Source organism: Pseudomonas sp. TSO6, assembly GCF_056098905.1.
Genome location: NZ_JBLZWV010000069.1, coordinates 225596 through 243605, shown reverse-complemented (window position 1 = coordinate 243605; position 18010 = coordinate 225596). Strand labels below are relative to the sequence as shown.

General features: G+C 61.3%; 15 protein-coding genes. 7 read left to right on the top strand and 8 right to left on the bottom strand.

Annotation, left to right across the window (positions count from 1 at the left end; translation table 11 throughout):
- Positions 1-20 precede the first annotated feature (20 nt).
- Positions 21-1337 carry a murein hydrolase activator EnvC family protein gene (locus ACN6NG_RS27980; protein WP_114941889.1) on the bottom strand — a complete coding sequence of 439 codons (1317 nt, stop codon included), beginning with the start codon at positions 1335-1337 and terminating at the stop codon, positions 21-23.
- A gap of 142 nt (positions 1338-1479) precedes the next feature.
- Positions 1480-3015: a 2,3-bisphosphoglycerate-independent phosphoglycerate mutase gene (gene gpmI, locus ACN6NG_RS27975; protein WP_084966655.1), complete on the bottom strand. Its 1536-nt coding sequence runs from the start codon at positions 3013-3015 to the stop codon at positions 1480-1482.
- A 206-nt stretch (positions 3016-3221) separates the two neighbouring features.
- On the opposite strand from gpmI, the gene ACN6NG_RS27970 reads away from it, so the two are divergent.
- The 3 genes from ACN6NG_RS27970 to secB are packed head-to-tail and all read left to right on the top strand — an operon-like array spanning position 3222 to position 4416.
- Positions 3222-3635: a rhodanese-like domain-containing protein gene (locus ACN6NG_RS27970; RefSeq protein WP_016502017.1), complete on the top strand. Its 414-nt coding sequence runs from the start codon at positions 3222-3224 to the stop codon at positions 3633-3635.
- A gap of 1 nt (position 3636) precedes the next feature.
- Complete coding sequence (gene grxC, locus ACN6NG_RS27965; protein WP_003249204.1) at positions 3637-3891, top strand: glutaredoxin 3; 255 nt, start codon at positions 3637-3639, stop codon at positions 3889-3891.
- Between the two features lie 39 nt (positions 3892-3930).
- A complete protein-coding gene (secB, locus tag ACN6NG_RS27960) occupies positions 3931-4416 on the top strand; it encodes a protein-export chaperone SecB (protein ID WP_016489596.1) in 486 nt (161 codons plus the stop codon).
- 86 nt (positions 4417-4502) lie between these two features.
- On the opposite strand, the gene trmL is transcribed toward secB, so the two are convergent.
- Positions 4503-4964, bottom strand: a complete 462-nt coding sequence (gene trmL / locus ACN6NG_RS27955) for a tRNA (uridine(34)/cytosine(34)/5-carboxymethylaminomethyluridine(34)-2'-O)-methyltransferase TrmL (RefSeq protein ID WP_013974580.1) — start codon at positions 4962-4964, stop codon at positions 4503-4505.
- Here trmL and ACN6NG_RS27950 point away from each other — a divergent pair.
- Entirely contained in the window at positions 4963-5400 is a 438-nt protein-coding gene (locus ACN6NG_RS27950) for a hypothetical protein (protein ID WP_063423324.1), read from the top strand. The genes trmL and ACN6NG_RS27950 overlap by 2 nt on opposite strands.
- Before the next feature lie 442 nt (positions 5401-5842).
- On the opposite strand, the gene ntrC is transcribed toward ACN6NG_RS27950, so the two are convergent.
- The 4 genes from ntrC to glnA form a co-directional block, all read right to left on the bottom strand.
- Positions 5843-7279 (bottom strand): nitrogen regulation protein NR(I), encoded by a 1437-nt coding sequence (ntrC, locus tag ACN6NG_RS27945; protein ID WP_474317267.1) that lies wholly within the window; start codon positions 7277-7279, stop codon positions 5843-5845.
- Entirely contained in the window at positions 7276-8361 is a 1086-nt protein-coding gene (gene glnL, locus ACN6NG_RS27940; RefSeq protein WP_016489593.1) for a nitrogen regulation protein NR(II), read from the bottom strand. Before glnL ends, ntrC begins: the two co-directional genes overlap by 4 nt.
- A gap of 255 nt (positions 8362-8616) precedes the next feature.
- Positions 8617-9159 (bottom strand): chorismate mutase, encoded by a 543-nt coding sequence (locus ACN6NG_RS27935; RefSeq protein WP_063423325.1) that lies wholly within the window; start codon positions 9157-9159, stop codon positions 8617-8619.
- Positions 9160-9310: 151 nt separating this feature from the next.
- Positions 9311-10717, bottom strand: a complete 1407-nt coding sequence (gene glnA, locus ACN6NG_RS27930; RefSeq protein ID WP_016489592.1) for a type I glutamate--ammonia ligase — start codon at positions 10715-10717, stop codon at positions 9311-9313.
- Between the two features lie 470 nt (positions 10718-11187).
- On the opposite strand from glnA, the gene thiI reads away from it, so the two are divergent.
- Both thiI and typA read left to right on the top strand, forming a co-directional pair.
- Positions 11188-12642 (top strand): tRNA uracil 4-sulfurtransferase ThiI, encoded by a 1455-nt coding sequence (gene thiI / locus ACN6NG_RS27925; protein ID WP_016502014.1) that lies wholly within the window; start codon positions 11188-11190, stop codon positions 12640-12642.
- 127 nt (positions 12643-12769) lie between these two features.
- Entirely contained in the window at positions 12770-14593 is a 1824-nt protein-coding gene (gene typA / locus ACN6NG_RS27920) for a translational GTPase TypA (RefSeq protein WP_016502013.1), read from the top strand.
- Between the two features lie 184 nt (positions 14594-14777).
- Here the strand turns inward: typA and ACN6NG_RS27915 are convergent, their stop codons facing one another.
- Entirely contained in the window at positions 14778-15182 is a 405-nt protein-coding gene (locus ACN6NG_RS27915) for a YkgJ family cysteine cluster protein (protein WP_003249225.1), read from the bottom strand.
- A gap of 184 nt (positions 15183-15366) precedes the next feature.
- Between ACN6NG_RS27915 and ACN6NG_RS27910 the strand changes: the two genes are divergently transcribed.
- A complete protein-coding gene (locus tag ACN6NG_RS27910; RefSeq protein ID WP_063423326.1) occupies positions 15367-17817 on the top strand; it encodes a glycogen/starch/alpha-glucan phosphorylase in 2451 nt (816 codons plus the stop codon).
- The last annotated feature ends 193 nt before the right edge of the window (positions 17818-18010 follow it).

The following is an 18010-nucleotide window of genomic DNA, read 5'->3' as shown; positions in this document are numbered from 1 at the left end:
GCTACGCCGTAGAAATTTGACTAGCCCCGGCACCACTGCGAAGGGTCGGTAGGCCGACCCTGCTGGCGGATGGCGAAGTACAAGCCTGCCGCGTCCTGGCCACCGCTGTCGCCAACGGTGGAAATGGCTTCACCGGCCTTGACGATATCACCGGCGCTCTTGAGCAGGCTCTGGTTGTGGCCGTACAGGCTCAGGTAACCGTTGCCATGGTCGAGAATGACCAGAAGCCCGGCGCCGCGCAACCAGTCGGCGAACACCACGCGCCCGCCGTGCACCGCACGTACCTGGGTGCCCGGGTTGGCGCTGATCATCACCCCGTCCCACTTTGCACGGGCGTCGCTGCCGCGGGCATCACCAAAGCGTGCCAGCAATCGACCGTTCACGGGCCATGGAAGTTTTCCCCGCGCCGAAGAAAATGCGCCGCCGTAGCTTGCACCGTCGGTGGAAACCATCGGGCCGAGGGTGGTACGAGCCTTTTTCGGTGGCTCCACCGGCTCCACAGGTGCCTGGGCCCGTTCGCGGGCAGCGGCAGCGGCCAGGGCCTCCTGCTGGCGGCGTTTTTCCGCTTCCTGCTGGGCCAGCAAGGCTTTCTTGCGCGCCTCTTCAGCTTCGCGGGCCTGTCGGGCCAGGGTTTCCTCGATAGTCTTGAGGACTTTGGCCAGGTCGGCCTGGTCCTGCTCGCGGGCCTGCAACTTCTGGTCGCGGTCCTTCATGTCGCCATTGAGCTTGGCCAGCACCTGCTGGCGCTTGCCTCGCTCGGCTTCCAGGGCCTGGCGGCGGCTGTCGAGGTCGGCGCGCTGGGCCAGCAACTGTTGCTGCTGGCCGGCAATGTCCTGCTCGACGTTGGCCAGCTGGCGCAAGGTCTCGTTGAAGGTGCGCAATTGCTCCAGGCGCGCCTTGCTCAGGTAATCGTAGTAGGTGAGGGTGCGCGCGAACTTCTCGGGGTTCTGCTGGTTGAGCAGCAGCTTGAGGTATTCCTCCCGGCCGTTGTTCTGGTAGGCCGACCGGGCCTGAATGGCGATCAGTCGCTGTTGTTCAACGCGGGCGCTCTGGAGTTTTTTTTTCTCGGTTTCAAGGCGCTCCAGATCGCCCTCGGTCTTTTTTAGCTCTTGCTGTAGAGCCTCCACCTGTTTTTCGAGATTGCCGATGTCGGTCTCGGTGGCTTTGAGGTCCTTTTGCACACCGGCCTTTTCTTCCTGGAGCTTGCCCAGCGTCTTCTTGAGCTCGGCAATGTCCTGGCGGGTGGCGTCCAGTTGCTGCTGGGTCTGCACACGCTCATCGGCGAAGGCCGGGCTGAGCAGGCAAGACAGGGCTAGGAGGATCAGGGCGCGAAGCATGGGGTTTGGCGTACCAAGGATGGAGACTGGCCTAGTATGCCCGCCCGGGCGGGCAAAAAAAACGCCTCGCTGCGGGAGCAGGGGGGCGTTGGTCTGGAATTCATGTGCAATTGGGGCCGCTTCGCGGCCCCGATACACCGAATCAGGCGTCGACCAGGATCGACGTACCGGTCATTTCCACCGGCTTTTCCAGCCCCAGCAGCTTCAGCATGGTCGGCGCCACGTCGGCCAGCACGCCGCCATCGCGTACCTTGACGTTGCGCTTGCCCACATAGATGAACGGTACCGGCTCGGTGGTGTGCGCGGTGTGCGCCTGGCCGGTGCATTCGTCTTCCATCTGCTCGACGTTGCCGTGGTCGGCGGTGATCAGCGCTTCGCCGTCCACCTTGTCCAGCGCTTCGACAATGCGCCCTACGCAGGTATCCAGCGCTTCGACCGCCTTGACCGCCGCCTCGAACACGCCCGTGTGGCCGACCATGTCGCCGTTGGCGTAGTTGACCACGATCACGTCGTACCGCTGCTGCTCGATGGCTTCGACAATGCGGTCGGTCACTTCTGGTGCGTTCATTTCCGGCTGCAGGTCGTAGGTGGCAACCTTCGGCGACGGGATCAGGATGCGTTCTTCGCCTTCGAACGGCTCTTCACGCCCGCCCGAGAAGAAGAAGGTAACGTGGGCGTACTTCTCGGTCTCGGCGATGCGCAGCTGGGTCTTGCCGTTCTTGGCCAGGTACTCGCCCAGCACATTGTTCAGGCTGGACGGTGCAAAGGCTGCGGGGGCGGGGATCTTGGCCGAGTACTGGGTCAGGCCGATGTAGGCCGCCAGTTTTGGCAGGCGGGCACGCGGGAACTCGTTGAAGTCGGCTTCGACGAACGCACGCGACAGTTCGCGGGCGCGGTCGGCGCGGAAGTTCATGAAGATCACGGCATCGCCATCTTCAACCTTGACCGCTTCACCAATGCGCGTGGCTTTGACGAACTCGTCGCTTTCGTCACGGGCGTAGGCCGCTTCCAGGCCGGCCTGGGCGGTGTCGGCGGTGTACTCGGCGGCGCTGTCGACGATCAGGTTGTAGGCGGCACTGACACGGTCCCAGCGGTTGTCGCGGTCCATGGCAAAGTAGCGGCCGATCAGGGTGGCGATGCGGCCCTTGCCCAGCTTGGCGAACGTGCCGTCGAGCAGGTCGATGGACGACTGTGCGCTGCGTGGCGGGGTGTCGCGGCCGTCGAGGAAGGCGTGCAGGTAGATTTTTTCTGCACCGCGCTGCGCAGCCAGTTCGGCCATGGCCACCAGGTGGTCCTGGTGGCTGTGCACGCCACCATCGGACAGCAGGCCGAGGATGTGCACGGCCTTGCCGGCACTGGCGGCCTTGTCCACGGCAGCGGTGAGCACCGGGTTCTCGAAGAACTCGCCATCGCGGATGGCTTTGGTGACGCGGGTGAAGTCCTGGTAGACGACGCGGCCGGCCCCCAGGTTCATGTGACCGACTTCGGAGTTGCCCATCTGCCCGTCCGGCAGGCCGACATCCATGCCCGAGCCGGAAATGAGGCCATGCGGCTGGGTGGCGCGCAGGCGATCATAGACCGGCGTTTTGGCGGCAAAGATAGCGTTGTGTTCGGGGATTTCGCTGTGGCCGAAGCCATCCAGGATAATCAGGACCAGGGGTTTGGGCGTGCTCGTCATCAATCAAACTCACGGTTGTTCAAAGATGATAAAGACACGCATTTTAGGGCAAATACGCCACCTGCGGCGAATATTCGTCCTGTTCCCTGACCAGCGCGGCCCATGTGGCAACATGAAGGTACCTTTGCGGCCGGCCCGTCGGGCTTTGGTGGCACTGGGGGGCTGTGTATACTGGCCGGCATTTTCAATCGCCTGGAACACCGCTGATGGTTGCTCACCTGATTCAATTCGCGACAGATCACTACATCCTGGTTGCGATCTTCGTTGTTCTGCTGGTCCTGCTGCTGCTCAATGAAATCCGCCGCGGCGGCCAGAGCCTGAGCAATGGCCAACTGACCGCCCTGGTCAATGCCGACAAGGGCCTGGTCATCGACATCCGTACTGCCAAGGAATACGCCGCCGGCCACATCGTCGGTGCGATCAACATTCCGCAGGACAAGCTGGCCGCGCGCATGAGCGAACTGGACAAGCACAAAGAGAAGACCCTGATCGTCGTCGACGCAATGGGCCAGCAGTCCGGCACCCACTGCCGCGAACTGCTCAAGGCTGGTTACACCGCCGCCAAACTGAGCGGTGGCGTTTCCAGCTGGAAAGCCGATAACCTGCCCCTGGTGAAGTGATATGAAGCCCGTCATCGTCTATTCCAGCGACTACTGCCCCTACTGCATGCGCGCCAAGTACCTGCTCGAGAGCAAGGGCGTGGCCTTCGAGGAAATCAAGGTCGACGGCAAGCCGCAGGTTCGTGCCGAGATGAGCCAGAAGGCTGGCCGTACGTCGGTGCCGCAGATCTGGATCGGCAGCACCCATGTCGGTGGATGCGATGACCTTTATGCCCTGGAGCGCGCCGGCAAGCTCGACGCGCTGCTGGCGGCCTGATTTGCACTGCATTCAAAAACATTAGGATAAGGACCTGCCATGACTGACCAACAGACCAACGGCGCTGCTGCAGAAGACAACAGCCCTCAGTTCTCCCTGCAGCGCATCTATGTGCGCGACCTGTCGTTCGAGGCCCCGAAAAGCCCGCAGATCTTCCGTCAGACCTGGGAGCCGAGCGTTGCGCTGGACCTGAACACCAAGCAGAAAGCCCTGGAAGGTGACTTCCACGAAGTGGTGTTGACCCTGTCGGTAACCGTCAAGAACGGTGACGAAGTGGCTTTCATTGCTGAAGTGCAGCAGGCCGGTATCTTCCTGATCGCCAACCTGGATGCGGCTTCGATGAGCCACACCCTGGGTGCGTTCTGCCCGAATATCCTGTTCCCGTACGCCCGCGAGACCCTGGACAGCCTGGTGACCCGTGGTTCGTTCCCGGCCCTGATGCTGTCGCCGGTCAACTTCGACGCCCTGTACGCGCAAGAAATGCAGCGCATGCAGGAAGCGGGCGAAGTGCCGACTGTGCAGTAATCACTGCCGGTATCAAAAAAGCGCCTCTCGGGGCGCTTTTTTGTTGCCTGCTCTGGCCTCTTCGCGGGGCAAGCCCTGCTAATCCATCAGCTACCGGCAAACCCGTTCTGCCGCCAGGCCTCATACACTGTCACTGCCACAGTATTGGACAGGTTCAGGCTACGGCACCCCGGCCGCATCGGCAGGCGCAGGCGTTGTTCGGCCGGCAGGCTGTCCAGCACCTCGGCCGGCAAACCGCGGCTTTCTGGCCCGAACAGAAAGGCGTCGCCCGGCTGATAGGCCACTTCATGGAACGGGTGCGAGCCCTTGGTGGTAAAGGCGAACAGCCTTGGATTACCTAGGCTTTCCAGGCATCCGGCCAGGCTCTCATGGCGCTTGAGCGTGGCATACTCATGGTAATCCAGCCCCGCGCGACGCAGGCGCTTGTCATCCAGTTCGAAGCTGATGGGTTCGATCAGGTGCAGGTCGCAGCCGCTGTTGGCGCACAGGCGAATGATGTTGCCGGTATTCGGCGGAATTTCTGGTTGAAAAAGGATGACGTGAAACATGCACGGCTCCAAGCGTGAAGATGACGGGCATTCTACTCCTGAACCGGACGTGCGTTCGAAGGCCTTCCCTCGGGTAATGCTGTCACTGGCGATTGTCGGTTTGATGGTAGGGCTGATGATTGGCCGCCTGACCGCGCCCGACGAGCGTGAGCTCCAGCAGGTGGAGGTAATGCAGGATGGCCTGACGTTGTGGTTCAACGAAGAACCCAAGCTGCATGGCGAGAATGTGGAAGGTACGGTTGCGCTGCTGTTCCAGGCCCAGGGCAAGAGCCAGCAAGGGCAATTGAGCCTGCAGGGCAAGCCGGTCAGTTGGCGGGTGCAGAAGAGTGATGAGGGTTTGTTGCTCACGGTGATTGCCGCGCGTCCCCTGCACGGCGAGTGGGCCGGTGCAGAGGACGATGGGCGTTGGCGGGTGCAGGTGACACTGCACGAATAAAAGAGGGGATATCCCGGCCTGCCTGTACCAGGGTCCCCAAAAGGGGTTACTGCGTATAAAGGGGGGATGACCCGGCCTGCCTGTACCGAGGTCCCCAAAACGGGCGGTGCTGCGAATAAAAGAGGGGTTCACCCGGCCTGCCTGTACCAGGGCCCCCGAAACTGGGTATGTATTAGCTATTGCAGGGGGCGTGCCAATTTTGCAAAGCCCGTGAATGTTGGGCTTTGAGGGGGATTTGGCCGGGTTTTGAGGGGATTTGTGCCTTCCGGAGGTGCATTGGGCACAGGATCGGTGCATCGGGGCTGAAATAGCTGGGGCCGCTTTGCTGCCCTTTCGCGGCACAAGGCCGCTCCTACAGGAGAACGCAAACCCCTGTAGGAGCGGCCTTGTGCCGCGAAAGGGCTGCAAAGCAGCCCCGGGAGATTACGGGTTTACAGATAAGTCATTGCTCGTCACCTTCCTCGTCATCCCCACCCGCCACATTCATGCCCAGCTCCTTGATTTTGCGCGTAAGGGTATTACGCCCCCAACCCAGCAACAGCGCCGCATCCCGGCGCCGTCCTGCGGTGTGCTTGAGCGCCGTCTCGATCATGATCCGTTCAAAACTCGGCACCGCGCTGTCCAGCAGGTTCGACTGCCCGCGTGCCAGCGCCTGGTCGGCCCACTGGCGCAGGGCCTGCTCCCAGTTGGTGACCGGTGCGGCATCCTGTGGCAGGTTCAGCAGCTCGGGCGGCAGGTCGCCGATCAGCACCTCGCGGCTGGAGGCCATCACAGTGATCCAGCGGCAGGTGTTTTCCATCTGCCGCACGTTGCCTGGCCACGGCAGGTTGCGGATGAACTCTTCGGTTTCCGGCTTGAGGATCTTCGGCTCGACTGCCAGCTCTTGCGCGGCGCGGGCGAGGAAGTGGCGGGCGAGGGCAGGGATGTCCTCGCGGCGGTCAGCCAGCCGCGGAATGTGGATGCGGATCACGTTCAGGCGGTGGAACAAGTCCTCACGGAACTTGCCCGCCTGCACCAGCGACTCCAGGTTCTGGTGGGTCGCAGCGATGATGCGCACGTCGACCTTGACCGGCACATGGCCGCCAACGCGGTAGAACTCGCCATCGGCCAGCACCCGCAGCAGGCGGGTCTGGGTGTCGGCGGGCATGTCACCGATTTCGTCGAGGAACAAGGTGCCGCCATCCGCCTGTTCGAAGCGGCCCCGGCGCAGGTTGGCAGCACCGGTGAAAGCACCTTTCTCATGGCCGAACAGCTCGGACTCCATCAAATCCTTCGGGATGGCCGCCATGTTCAGGGCAATGAACGGCGACGCTGCACGCGGGCTGTGACGGTGCAAGGCGTGGGCGACCAGCTCTTTGCCGGTACCGGACTCGCCGTTGATCAGTACGGTGATGTTGGAATGGCTGAGGCGGCCGATGGCGCGGAACACCTCCTGCATCGCCGGGGCTTCGCCGATGATTTCAGGTGTGCGCGCCAGGTTCTGCGGCACATCCAGGCCTTGTTGCTCCTGGGCGTGCTGGTTGGCGCGCTTGACCAGCGAGACGGCTTCGTCCACATCGAACGGCTTGGGCAGGTACTCGAAAGCACCGCCCTGGTACGACGCCACGGCGCTGTCGAGGTCGGAATGGGCGGTCATGATGATGACCGGCAGGCGCGGGTGGTGCTCGCGGATCTGTGCCAGCAGGTCGAGGCCGCTGGCGCCCGGCATGCGGATATCGGAAATGATCACGTCCGGCTGCTGGCGTGCCAGGCGGCCCATTACGCCATCTGCGCTGTCGAAGCTCTGGGTGGTCATGCCTTCTTGTTGCAGGGCTTTTTCCAGGACCCAGCGGATGGAGCGATCATCGTCGACGATCCATACGGTTTCACTTCGGCTCATGAGGCGGTGGCTCCTTGTTCCAGGGGCAGGTAGATCGAGAAGGCGGTGTGGCCTGCGTGGCTTTCACACTCGATCAGGCCCTGGTGCTGGCTGATGATGTTCTGGGTAATGGCCAGGCCCAGCCCGGTACCGTCCGGGCGGCCGCTGACCATGGGATAGAAGAGGGTGTCTTGCAGTTCCGGCGGAATGCCCGGGCCGTTATCGATGATCTCCACCCGCGCGACCAGGCGGTGGCGTACATGGCCGATGGTGAACTGGCGCAAGGCGCGGCTGCGCAGGGTGATGCGGCCCAGGCGCAGTTCGTTCTGCGAACTGATCGCCTGCATGGCATTGCGCACGATGTTGAGTACGGCCTGGATCATCTGCTCGCGGTCGATCAGCACGTCCGGCAGGCTTGGGTCGTAATCGCGCACCAAAGTGATGCAACCCTGGCTTTCGGCATCGACCAGGCTGCAGACCCGCTCCAGCACTTCGTGGATGTTGGTCATGGCCAGCGACGGCAGCTTGTTCGAACCGAGCATGCGGTCGACCAGGTTGCGCAGGCGGTCGGCCTCTTCGATGATCACATTGGTGTAGTCGCGCAGGCCTTCCTCGGGTAGCTCGCGGGCCAGCAACTGGGCTGCGCCGCGAATGCCGCCGAGGGGGTTCTTGATTTCGTGGGCCAGGCCGCGCACCAGCATCTTGGTGGTTTCCTGCTTGCTCAGCTGGGCCTCTTCCTTGGTGATGCGCAGCAGCCGGTCGCGCGGGTGCACCTCCAGCAACAACAGGGTCTGGCCCTGGTTGAGGATGGGGGTTACCGCGTAGTCGACGGTAATGGTCTGCCCGGTCAGCGAGGTGAGCTGCGCTTCACGCTTGGTGAACGGGTGCGCCTGCTCGACCGCCTGGCGCAACGAGCTGAGGGCCTCGGTCGATTCGGTAAACAGCTCGCTGATGAACTGCCCATGGCTACGTTGACCACTGACGGCCAGCAGCATTTCCGCGGCCGGGTTCATGTACTCCAGGCGCAGCTCGGCGTTGAGCAGCAACGTGGCGGTGGTCAGGTTGTCCAGAAGCAGACGGTGCTGTGCATCGCTGATGGTCATAAGGCGTCGTTGACCTCTTTTGGCGCTGGCTGGTCATTGGTCGGGCCAAGGACGAGCGCGCTATGGATCCGCTGGTGCTTGGAAAATGCAAGAAACAAACCAAAGCTCCGAAAAGAAGCGGGATTCCTTGATAAAGACCTTTTATTGCGCTTATTCGGATCAGAATCTGCTGATTTACCGTTTCACTTGACCTGTTTTGGGGTGGTCAGCGGCGTAATGGAGGGCGTCATGCACCAATATAGAGCATCTGTGCGACTAGCGTTCTACACACAATTGCGTGGTGGCGCGCACCAGCGCCTGATGGCGTAAAGTGTCGTTGGTGAGTCGCGCCAAGGCGTGAGTGAGTTTTTGCGTGCAGTCCTGATTGTGCTGCCGGTCGAATCGGGCCAGTTCGAGTAGTAGCGTCGCCTGGAGTTTGTCCAGGCGGGGCCGAATCTGGTTGGCGAGGTCGAGCGGTGCAGCGGCCGGTCGTTGCCCAAGCATTGTCCAGCGGTCGCGCAGGGTGTACTGGATGAGCTTGTTGGCTTCGATCTGGTCGGCGAAGAAAGCAGCGGCGCGTTCAGGGCTCAGGTCGTAGTCGGGTGCCATCTCCTGGACACCCACCAGCACCTGTCGCTCTCGTTCGGGGGCTTCCACGGGCAGGTGATTGTCCCATTTGTGCACCGCGACCGAGGTGGCCAGGTCCAGGCGCTGCTCGATAATGGTCAGCAAGGGCTGAAATTCTGGTTCAGAAGGTGATGATGCCTGGCAGCCGAGAAGGCTGAATGTGATGACGAGCGCGAGGGTGGTGCGTTGCATGGTGATCTCCTTATGCCTGGAGACCTGATTGTGGGTTAGGTGGCCCGTTCTGCTTGTAGGACGCTTCCGATTCGGACGATCGCAAAAACAAAAACGGCCTTCAGAAGAAGGCCGTTTTCGGTGATTTCACCGGCGCGAGGCGCCGATCAGATCAGCAGCTGTAGTACAGCTCGTATTCCAGCGGGTGCACGAAGGTACGGACCTTGATCTCTTCTTCCGACTTCAGCTCGATGAAGGCATCGATGAAATCATCAGAGAACACGCCGCCCTTGGTCAGGAACGCACGGCCTTTGTCCAGCTCTTCCAGGGCTTCTTTCAGGCTGCCGCACACTTGCGGAATGTCCTTGGCCTCTTCTGGTGGCAGGTCGTACAGGTTCTTGTCGGCAGCATCGCCTGGGTGGATCTTGTTCTGGATGCCGTCCAGGCCAGCCATCAGCAGGGCCGCGAAGGCCAGGTACGGGTTGGCCGATGGGTCCGGGAAGCGTGCTTCGATACGGCGGGCTTTCGGGCTGCCGACGTAAGGAATACGGATCGAGGCGGAACGGTTGCGAGCCGAGTAGGCCAGCATTACCGGGGCTTCGAAACCTGGGACCAGACGCTTGTAGGAGTTGGTCGACGGGTTGGTGAAGCCGTTCAGGGCCTTACCGTGCTTGATGATACCGCCGATGAAGTACAGGGCGGTGTCGGACAGGCCGGCATAGCCTTCACCCGAGAAGGTGTTCTTGCCGTCTTTCCAGATCGACATGTGCACGTGCATGCCCGAGCCGTTGTCGCCGTACAGTGGCTTCGGCATGAAGGTAGCGGTACGGCCGTAAGCGTCGGCAACGTTGTGCACGACGTATTTCAGGGCCTGTACTTCGTCAGCTTTTTTCACCAGGGTGTTGAACTTGACGCCGATTTCGTTCTGGCCGGCAGTCGCCACTTCGTGGTGGTGAACTTCAACGGTCTGGCCCATTTCTTCCAGCGCGTTGCACATGGCAGTACGGATTTCGTGGTCGTGGTCGAACGGCGGAACCGGGAAGTAGCCGCCTTTCACGCCTGGACGGTGGCCTTTGTTGCCGCCTTCCACGTCAGCGCCGGTCATCCACGAGCCTTGCTCGGAGAAGATCTTGAACATCGAACCGGAGATGTCCGAGTGGAACTTCACTTCGTCGAAGATGAAGAACTCTGGCTCCGGGCCTGCGAATACGGTGTCACCGATGCCGGTGCTCTTCAGGTACTCTTCGGCGCGCTTGGCGATCGCACGTGGGTCGCGATCGTAGCCCTGCATGCTCGACGGGTCGACGATGTCGCAGGTGATGATCAGGGTAGGTTCTTCGGTGAACGGGTCCAGGACGGCAGTGTCGTCAACCGGCATCAGGATCATGTCGGAAGCTTCGATGCCTTTCCAGCCAGCAATGGAGGAACCGTCGAACATCTTGCCGACTTCGAAGAAGTCTTCGTCCAGCGCATCACGCGACGGCATGGTCACGTGGTGCTGAATGCCTTTGGTGTCCGTGAAACGCAGATCAATCCACTTGACGTCATGATCTTTGATGAGTTGAACCGACTTCGACATGTTGTCCTCCGGAGGGTCTAGAGCGCGGTGGGCCGCTGCCCTGGAAAAAGGGTGTTGCCGGGCGCGGATAGTCGGCCAAGCTTACCTGCCTCACAAGGGAGCAAATTGCATGCCAGTGCCCGAAAATGGCGAGGGTGGGATAAAAGCAGGCGTTTGCGGGCATTTGGCGGCGGGTTGGCGGGGAAAAGTGCACCCTTACGATGCGGTTTTTGGTATCAGCGCACCAATAGGGTGCATTGGTTGGGTTGTGTGCTTCCTTTAAGGGCCTCATCGCCGGCAAGCCGGCTCCCACAGAGAGGGCGCAGGTCTTGAGGCCTGCCAAAGTCCTGTGGGAGCTGGCTTGCCGGCGATGAGGCCAGTACAGGCAATATAAATCCAACCTTCTGTACAAAAGTTGGTCAAATCCTGAGCAGTTTCCGCTATAATTCGCGCCCCACATTTTCGGCAGGCCCTGCGCGCGCTGTTAACCAATGAAACTTATCGTCAAAGTCTTCCCAGAAATCACCATCAAGAGCCGGCCGGTGCGCAAGCGCTTCATCCGCCAGCTCGCCAAGAACATCCGCAACGTGCTCAAGGACCTCGATCCTGAGCTCGCGGTCGATGGTGTCTGGGACAATCTCGAAGTGGTCACCCGCATCGAGGACGAAAAGGTCCAGCGCGAGATCATCGAGCGCCTCACCTGCACACCGGGTATCACCCACTTCCTGCAGGTTGAGGAATACCCGCTGGGTGACTTCGACGACATCGTTGCCAAGTGCAAGCACCACTTCGGCCACCTGCTGGCCGGCAAGCACTTCGCCGTGCGCTGCAAGCGCGGTGGCCACCATGACTTCACCTCGATGGACGTCGACCGTTACGTCGGCAGCCAGCTGCGCCAGCAGTGTGGCGCCGCCGGCATCGAGCTGAAGAAGCCTGAAGTGCTGGTGCGCATCGAAATCCGCAACCAGCGCCTGTACGTGATCCACAACCAGCACCAGGGCATCGGCGGCTACCCGCTGGGCGCCCTGGAGCAGACCCTGGTGCTGATGTCCGGTGGCTTCGACTCCACCGTGGCGGCCTACCAGATGATGCGCCGTGGCCTGATGACCCACTTCTGCTTCTTCAACCTCGGCGGCCGTGCCCACGAGCTGGGTGTGATGGAAGTGGCCCACTACCTGTGGAAGAAGTACGGCAGCAGCCAGCGCGTGCTGTTCATCAGCGTGCCGTTCGAAGAAGTGGTCGGCGAGATCCTCAACAAGGTCGACAACAGCTACATGGGCGTGACCCTCAAGCGCATGATGCTGCGCGGCGCCGCGCACATGGCTGACCGCCTGGAGATCGACGCCCTGGTAACTGGCGAGGCCATTTCCCAGGTGTCCAGCCAGACGCTGCCGAACCTGTCGATCATCGACTCGGCCACCGACAAGCTGGTGCTGCGCCCTTTGCTGGCCAGCCACAAGCAGGACATCATCGACCAGGCCAACGAAATCGGCACCGCCGACTTCGCCAAGCACATGCCAGAATACTGCGGCGTGATTTCGGTAAACCCGACCACTCACGCCAAGCGCCACCGCATGGAGCATGAAGAAAAGCAGTTCGACATGGCCGTGCTGGAGCGCGCCCTGGAGCGCGCCAAGCTGATCTCCATCGACCATGTGATCGACGAGCTGGGCAAGGATGTCGAAATCGAGGAAGTGGCCGAGGCACTGTCGGGCCAGATCGTCATCGACATTCGTCACCCCGATGCCCAGGAAGACGAACCCCTGGTGCTGGAAGGTATCGAAGTCCAGGCCATGCCGTTTTATGCCATCAACAGCAAGTTCAAGCATCTGGATCCGACGCGCCAGTACTTGCTGTATTGCGACAAGGGTGTGATGAGCCGTTTGCACGCACACCATCTGCTCAGTGAGGGACATGCCAATGTGCGTGTTTATCGTCCGACATAAGACGCCGGGGCTGTTTGGCGGCAGTATCCGCCATCGCCCTCCCGACCGCCGGGCCCGCTGAGCCTTAAACAGTACATATTGGCCGCCTACACTGGCGGCAACCGAATCCTCTGATCGAGATACACTTGTGATCGAAAATCTGCGTAACATCGCCATCATCGCCCACGTTGACCATGGTAAAACCACCCTGGTCGACAAACTCCTGCGTCAGTCCGGCACTCTGGAGCGTAACGAGCTCAACGACGAGCGCGTCATGGACTCCAACGACCAGGAAAAAGAGCGCGGTATTACCATTCTGGCGAAAAACACCGCCATCAACTGGAACGGCTACCACATCAACATCGTCGACACCCCCGGCCACGCCGACTTCGGTGGCGAGGTTGAGCGTGTAATGTCGATGGTCGACTCCGTGCTGCTGCTGGTCGACGCTCAAGACGGCCCTATGCCGCAAACCCGCTTCGTGACCAAGAAGGCCTTCGAAGCCGGCCTGAAGCCAATCGTCGTGATCAACAAGGTTGACCGTCCGGGCGCACGCCCTGACTGGGTTCTGGACCAGATCTTCGACCTGTTCGACAACCTCGGCGCTACCGACGAGCAGCTGGACTTCAAAGTGGTCTACGCCTCGGCCCTGAACGGCATTGCCGGTCTGGACCACACCGAAATGGGCGAAGACATGACTGCCCTGTACCAGGCTGTCATCGACCACGTTCCAGCGCCAGCTGTTGACCGTGACGGCCCGTTCCAGATGCAGATCTCCGCACTGGACTACAACAGCTTCCTGGGTGTTATCGGCGTTGGCCGTATTGCCCGTGGTCGCATCAAGCCGAACACCCCGGTTGTTGCCATCGACGCTGACGGCAAGAAGCGTAACGGCCGTATCCTCAAGCTGATGGGCCACCACGGCCTGCACCGCGTTGACGTTGAAGAAGCCCAGGCTGGCGACATCGTCTGCATCAGCGGTTTCGACGAGCTTTTCATCTCCGACACCCTGTGCGACCCGACTGCCGTTGAGGCGATGAAGCCGCTGACCGTTGACGAGCCAACCGTTTCGATGACCTTCCAGGTCAACGACTCGCCGTTCTGCGGCAAGGAAGGCAAGTTCGTCACCAGCCGTAACATCAAGGACCGTCTGGACAAAGAGCTGCTGTACAACGTTGCCCTGCGCGTTGAAGAAACCGATTCCCCAGACAAGTTCAAGGTCTCGGGCCGTGGCGAACTGCACCTGTCGGTACTGATCGAAACCATGCGTCGCGAAGGCTTCGAGCTGGCCCTGGGCCGCCCGGAAGTGATCATTCGTGAAGTAGACGGCGTCAAGCAAGAGCCGTTCGAAAACGTCACCATCGACATCCCTGAAGAAGCCCAGGGCAAGGTGATGGAAGAAATGGGTCTGCGTAAAGGCGACCTGACCAACATGGTGCCGGATGGCAAGGGCCGTGTACGCCTGGAATACAACATCCCGGCGCGTGGTCTGATCGGTTTCCGTAACCAGTTCCTGACCCTGACCAACGGTGCAGGCATCCTGACCTCGATCTTCGACCGCTACGACGCGGTGAAGTCCGGTCACATGTCCGGCCGTCAGAACGGTGTACTGGTTTCGGTCGAAACCGGCAAGGCGCTGACCTACTCGCTGGAAACCCTGCAGGCGCGTGGCAAGCTGTTTGTCGAGCACGGTCAGGAGATCTACAACGGTCAGATCATCGGCCAGAACAGCCGCGACAACGACCTGGGCGTCAACCCTACCAAGGGCAAGAAGCTCGACAACATGCGTGCTTCGGGTAAAGACGAAGTCATCGCTCTGGTTCCGCCAGTTCGCTTCACTCTGGAACAGGCTCTGGAATACATCCAGGAAGACGAGCTGTGCGAAGTAACGCCGAAGTCCATCCGTCTTCGCAAGAAGATCCTGGACGAAAGCGAGCGTACCCGCGCTGCCAAGAAAGCCAAAAACAGCTAAGTTAGCTTTGGCTGAATGAAAACGCCCCCGGTCGAAAGGCCGGGGGCGTTTTTTTATGCCTTCAGGATTTGCGTTGGCCCCTTCGCGGGCTTGCCCGCTCCCACAGGTGCTGCACAGGTTCTGAATGTTGTGAAGAACCTGTGGGCGCGGGCAAGCCCGCGAAGAGGCCCTTGAAGGCTGACGATCAGCGCCCGACTACCTTGGGCTTATAGGCGCAATACCCTGGCCGCGGCCCGACCTTGGGGTGGTTGCGGCAGGTATCCGGGCGCTTGTCATAAATGGTGCACAGCCGGCTCTTACGATCCAGGTACATGCAGTCATCGTTGCTCATCCGGGTCAGGGTGAAGATTCCCGACTTCTGGTTGAAGCGCTCGATGATGCCTTCTTTTTGCAGGCGCTTGGCCACGTTCTTCGGCGGCTCGTCTTTCTCGAACTCGTCTACCACGCCGATGCGGATCAGATCCTTGATCTTCACCTCCACCGGCAGGGTGCAGCAGGTCGAATGGCAGCCATGGCACATGTTGCTGGTATAGCGCTGCCAGGTCTCCAGGCGGTCGACTTCGGCCGCGGCGATCAGGGTCGTTTTCATCTTTATAGGGTGGATCACGGTCTTGGGGCGCGCGATCATACCGGAATTGTTCAATTTATGAACAACCTTTTGCCGGATTGGCAAAGTGGGCATGAAAACTGCGAACAGTAACTGTCACTCCCTGTCGAAGGGGCTAGTCTCATCAATCTCCCTCCGCTTTCGTCAACTTGCCAGAGGATGCCGCATGTCCCAGGAACCCGAAGCACGTGACGCCGAGGTGGCCGAATTCCGCGCCGCTGTACTGAACAAGCTGACCTACGCGGTCGGCAAGGACCCGGAGCATGCGTTCGACCACGACTGGTTCGAAGCCATTGCCCTGGCCGCTCGCGATCACATGGTCGACCACTGGATGGACCATACCCGTCTGGCCTACCGCCGTAGCCAGAAGCGGGTCTATTACCTTTCCCTCGAGTTCCTCATCGGGCGTTTGCTGTACGACAGCCTGAGCAACCTTGGGCTGCTGGACATCGCCCGTGATGCGCTGCAAGGGCTGGATGTGGACCTGGAGCGTATCCGCCTGCTCGAGCCCGACGCCGCGCTGGGTAATGGTGGCCTCGGACGGCTGGCGGCGTGCTTCATGGAAAGCATGTCCACCCTGGGCATCGCTGCCCATGGTTACGGCATCCGCTACGAGCATGGGTTGTTCCGGCAGGCCGTGGTCGATGGCTGGCAGCAGGAACAGACCGAAAACTGGCTGGACTTCGGTAACCCTTGGGAGTTCGAGCGTGCCGAGGTGATCTACCCGATCAGCTTCGGCGGTAGTGTCGAAACCGTGAACGACGCCAGTGGTACCCAGCGCCAGGTCTGGTCGCCTGGCGAAACGGTGCGGGCGGTGGCCTACGACACGCCCGTGGTGGGCTGGCGTGGGTCCAGCGTCAATACCTTGCGCCTGTGGCGTGCGCGGGCGCTGGAAGAGCTGCACCTGGAGCGCTTCAATGCCGGTGACCACCTGGGGGCGGTGGCCGAAGTGGCGCGGGCCGAGAGTATTTCCCGCGTGCTGTACCCGGCCGACAGCACCGAGGCCGGGCAGGAACTGCGCCTGCGCCAGGAGTACTTCTTTGTGTCGGCTTCGTTGCAGGATTTGCTGCGCCGGCACCTGAACATGCACAAGGACTTGCTCAACCTGCCCGACGCAGCCGCCATCCAGCTCAACGACACGCACCCGTCGATTGCCGTGGCAGAGCTGATGCGGCTGCTGGTGGACCAGCACGAGGTGCCGTGGGACAAGGCCTGGGAGCTGACCGTTGGCACGCTCGCCTACACCAACCACACCCTGCTGCCCGAAGCCCTGGAAACCTGGCCGGTAGCCCTGATGGAGCGCATGCTGCCGCGGCACATGCAGATCATCTACCTGATCAACGCCTACCATATCGACGCATTGCGGGCCAAAGGCATGCACGATTTCGACGTGCTGCGCGCGGTGTCGCTGATCGAGGAAGACAACGGCCGCCGGGTGCGCATGGGTAACCTGGCGTTCCTCGGCTCGCACAGCGTCAACGGCGTGTCGGCGCTGCACAGCAAGCTGATGAAGAGCACTGTGTTCTCCGAGTTGCACAAGCTCTACCCGCAACGAATCAACAACAAGACCAACGGCATTACCTTCCGCCGCTGGCTGTACCAGTCCAACCCACTGCTGACCGAGATGCTGGTCGAAGCGCTCGGGCCGGGGCTCAAGGACGACCCTGAAGGGCTTCTGGCTGGCCTTGTGCCATTTGCTGACAAGGCGGGCTTCCGCAAGCAGTTCGCCGCTCAGCGCCTGCACAGCAAGCGCGCCCTGGCCAGCATCATCCAGGACCGCATTGGTGTCACGGTGAACCCGGAAGCGATGTTCGATGTGCAGGTCAAGCGGATCCACGAGTACAAGCGCCAGTTGCTCAACCTGCTGCACACCGTGGCGCTGTACCAGGCCATACGCAACGACCCTGGCACCAACTGGGTGCCGCGGGTGAAGATCTTTGCCGGCAAGGCTGCGGCCAGCTACCACCAGGCCAAGCTGATCATCAAGCTGGCCAACGACATCGCCCGGGTGGTGAACAACGACCCGACCGTGCGCGGCCTGCTCAAGGTGGTGTTCCTGCCCAACTACAACGTCAGCCTGGCTGAAAGCATCATCCCGGCGGCAGACCTTTCCGAGCAGATTTCCACGGCCGGTTATGAAGCCTCCGGTACCAGCAACATGAAGTTCGGCCTGAACGGTGCGCTGACCATCGGCACCCTGGACGGTGCCAACGTGGAAATGTGCGAACAGGTAGGCGCCGACAACATGTTCATCTTCGGCCTGTCCGCGCAGCAGGTCGAGGCGCGCAAGCGTGCCGGTGACTTTGGTGCCAATGCCGCTATTGCCGCTTCCAACCGCTTGAGCGACGTGCTGCAGGCCATTCGCAGCGGTGTGTTCTCGCCAGACGACCCTTCACGCTACGCCGGGTTGATCGACGGGCTGGTGGCCTACGACCGCTTCCTGGTGTGTGCCGACTTCGATGCCTACTGGGATGCCCAGCGGCGGGTCGAGGAACTGTGGCACACGCCGCAGGAGTGGTGGCGCATGGCCGTGTTGAACACGGCACGGATGGGCTGGTTCTCGTCGGACCGCACCATTCGCGAATATGCCACCGAGATCTGGAAGGCACTCGACTGAGAGGCGAGCGCGGTCTTTGTGGGAGCGGCCTTGTGTCGCGATAGGGCTGCATGGCAGCCCCAGATTCTCGGCTATGCGGCTGAAATCCTGGGGCCGCTTGGCGGCCCAATCGCGACACAAGGCCGCTCCCACAAAGCGCGTACAGGCTGCCTGGTCTGGTATGGCTCGAACCGACCACCGGCCTGGCGAAGGC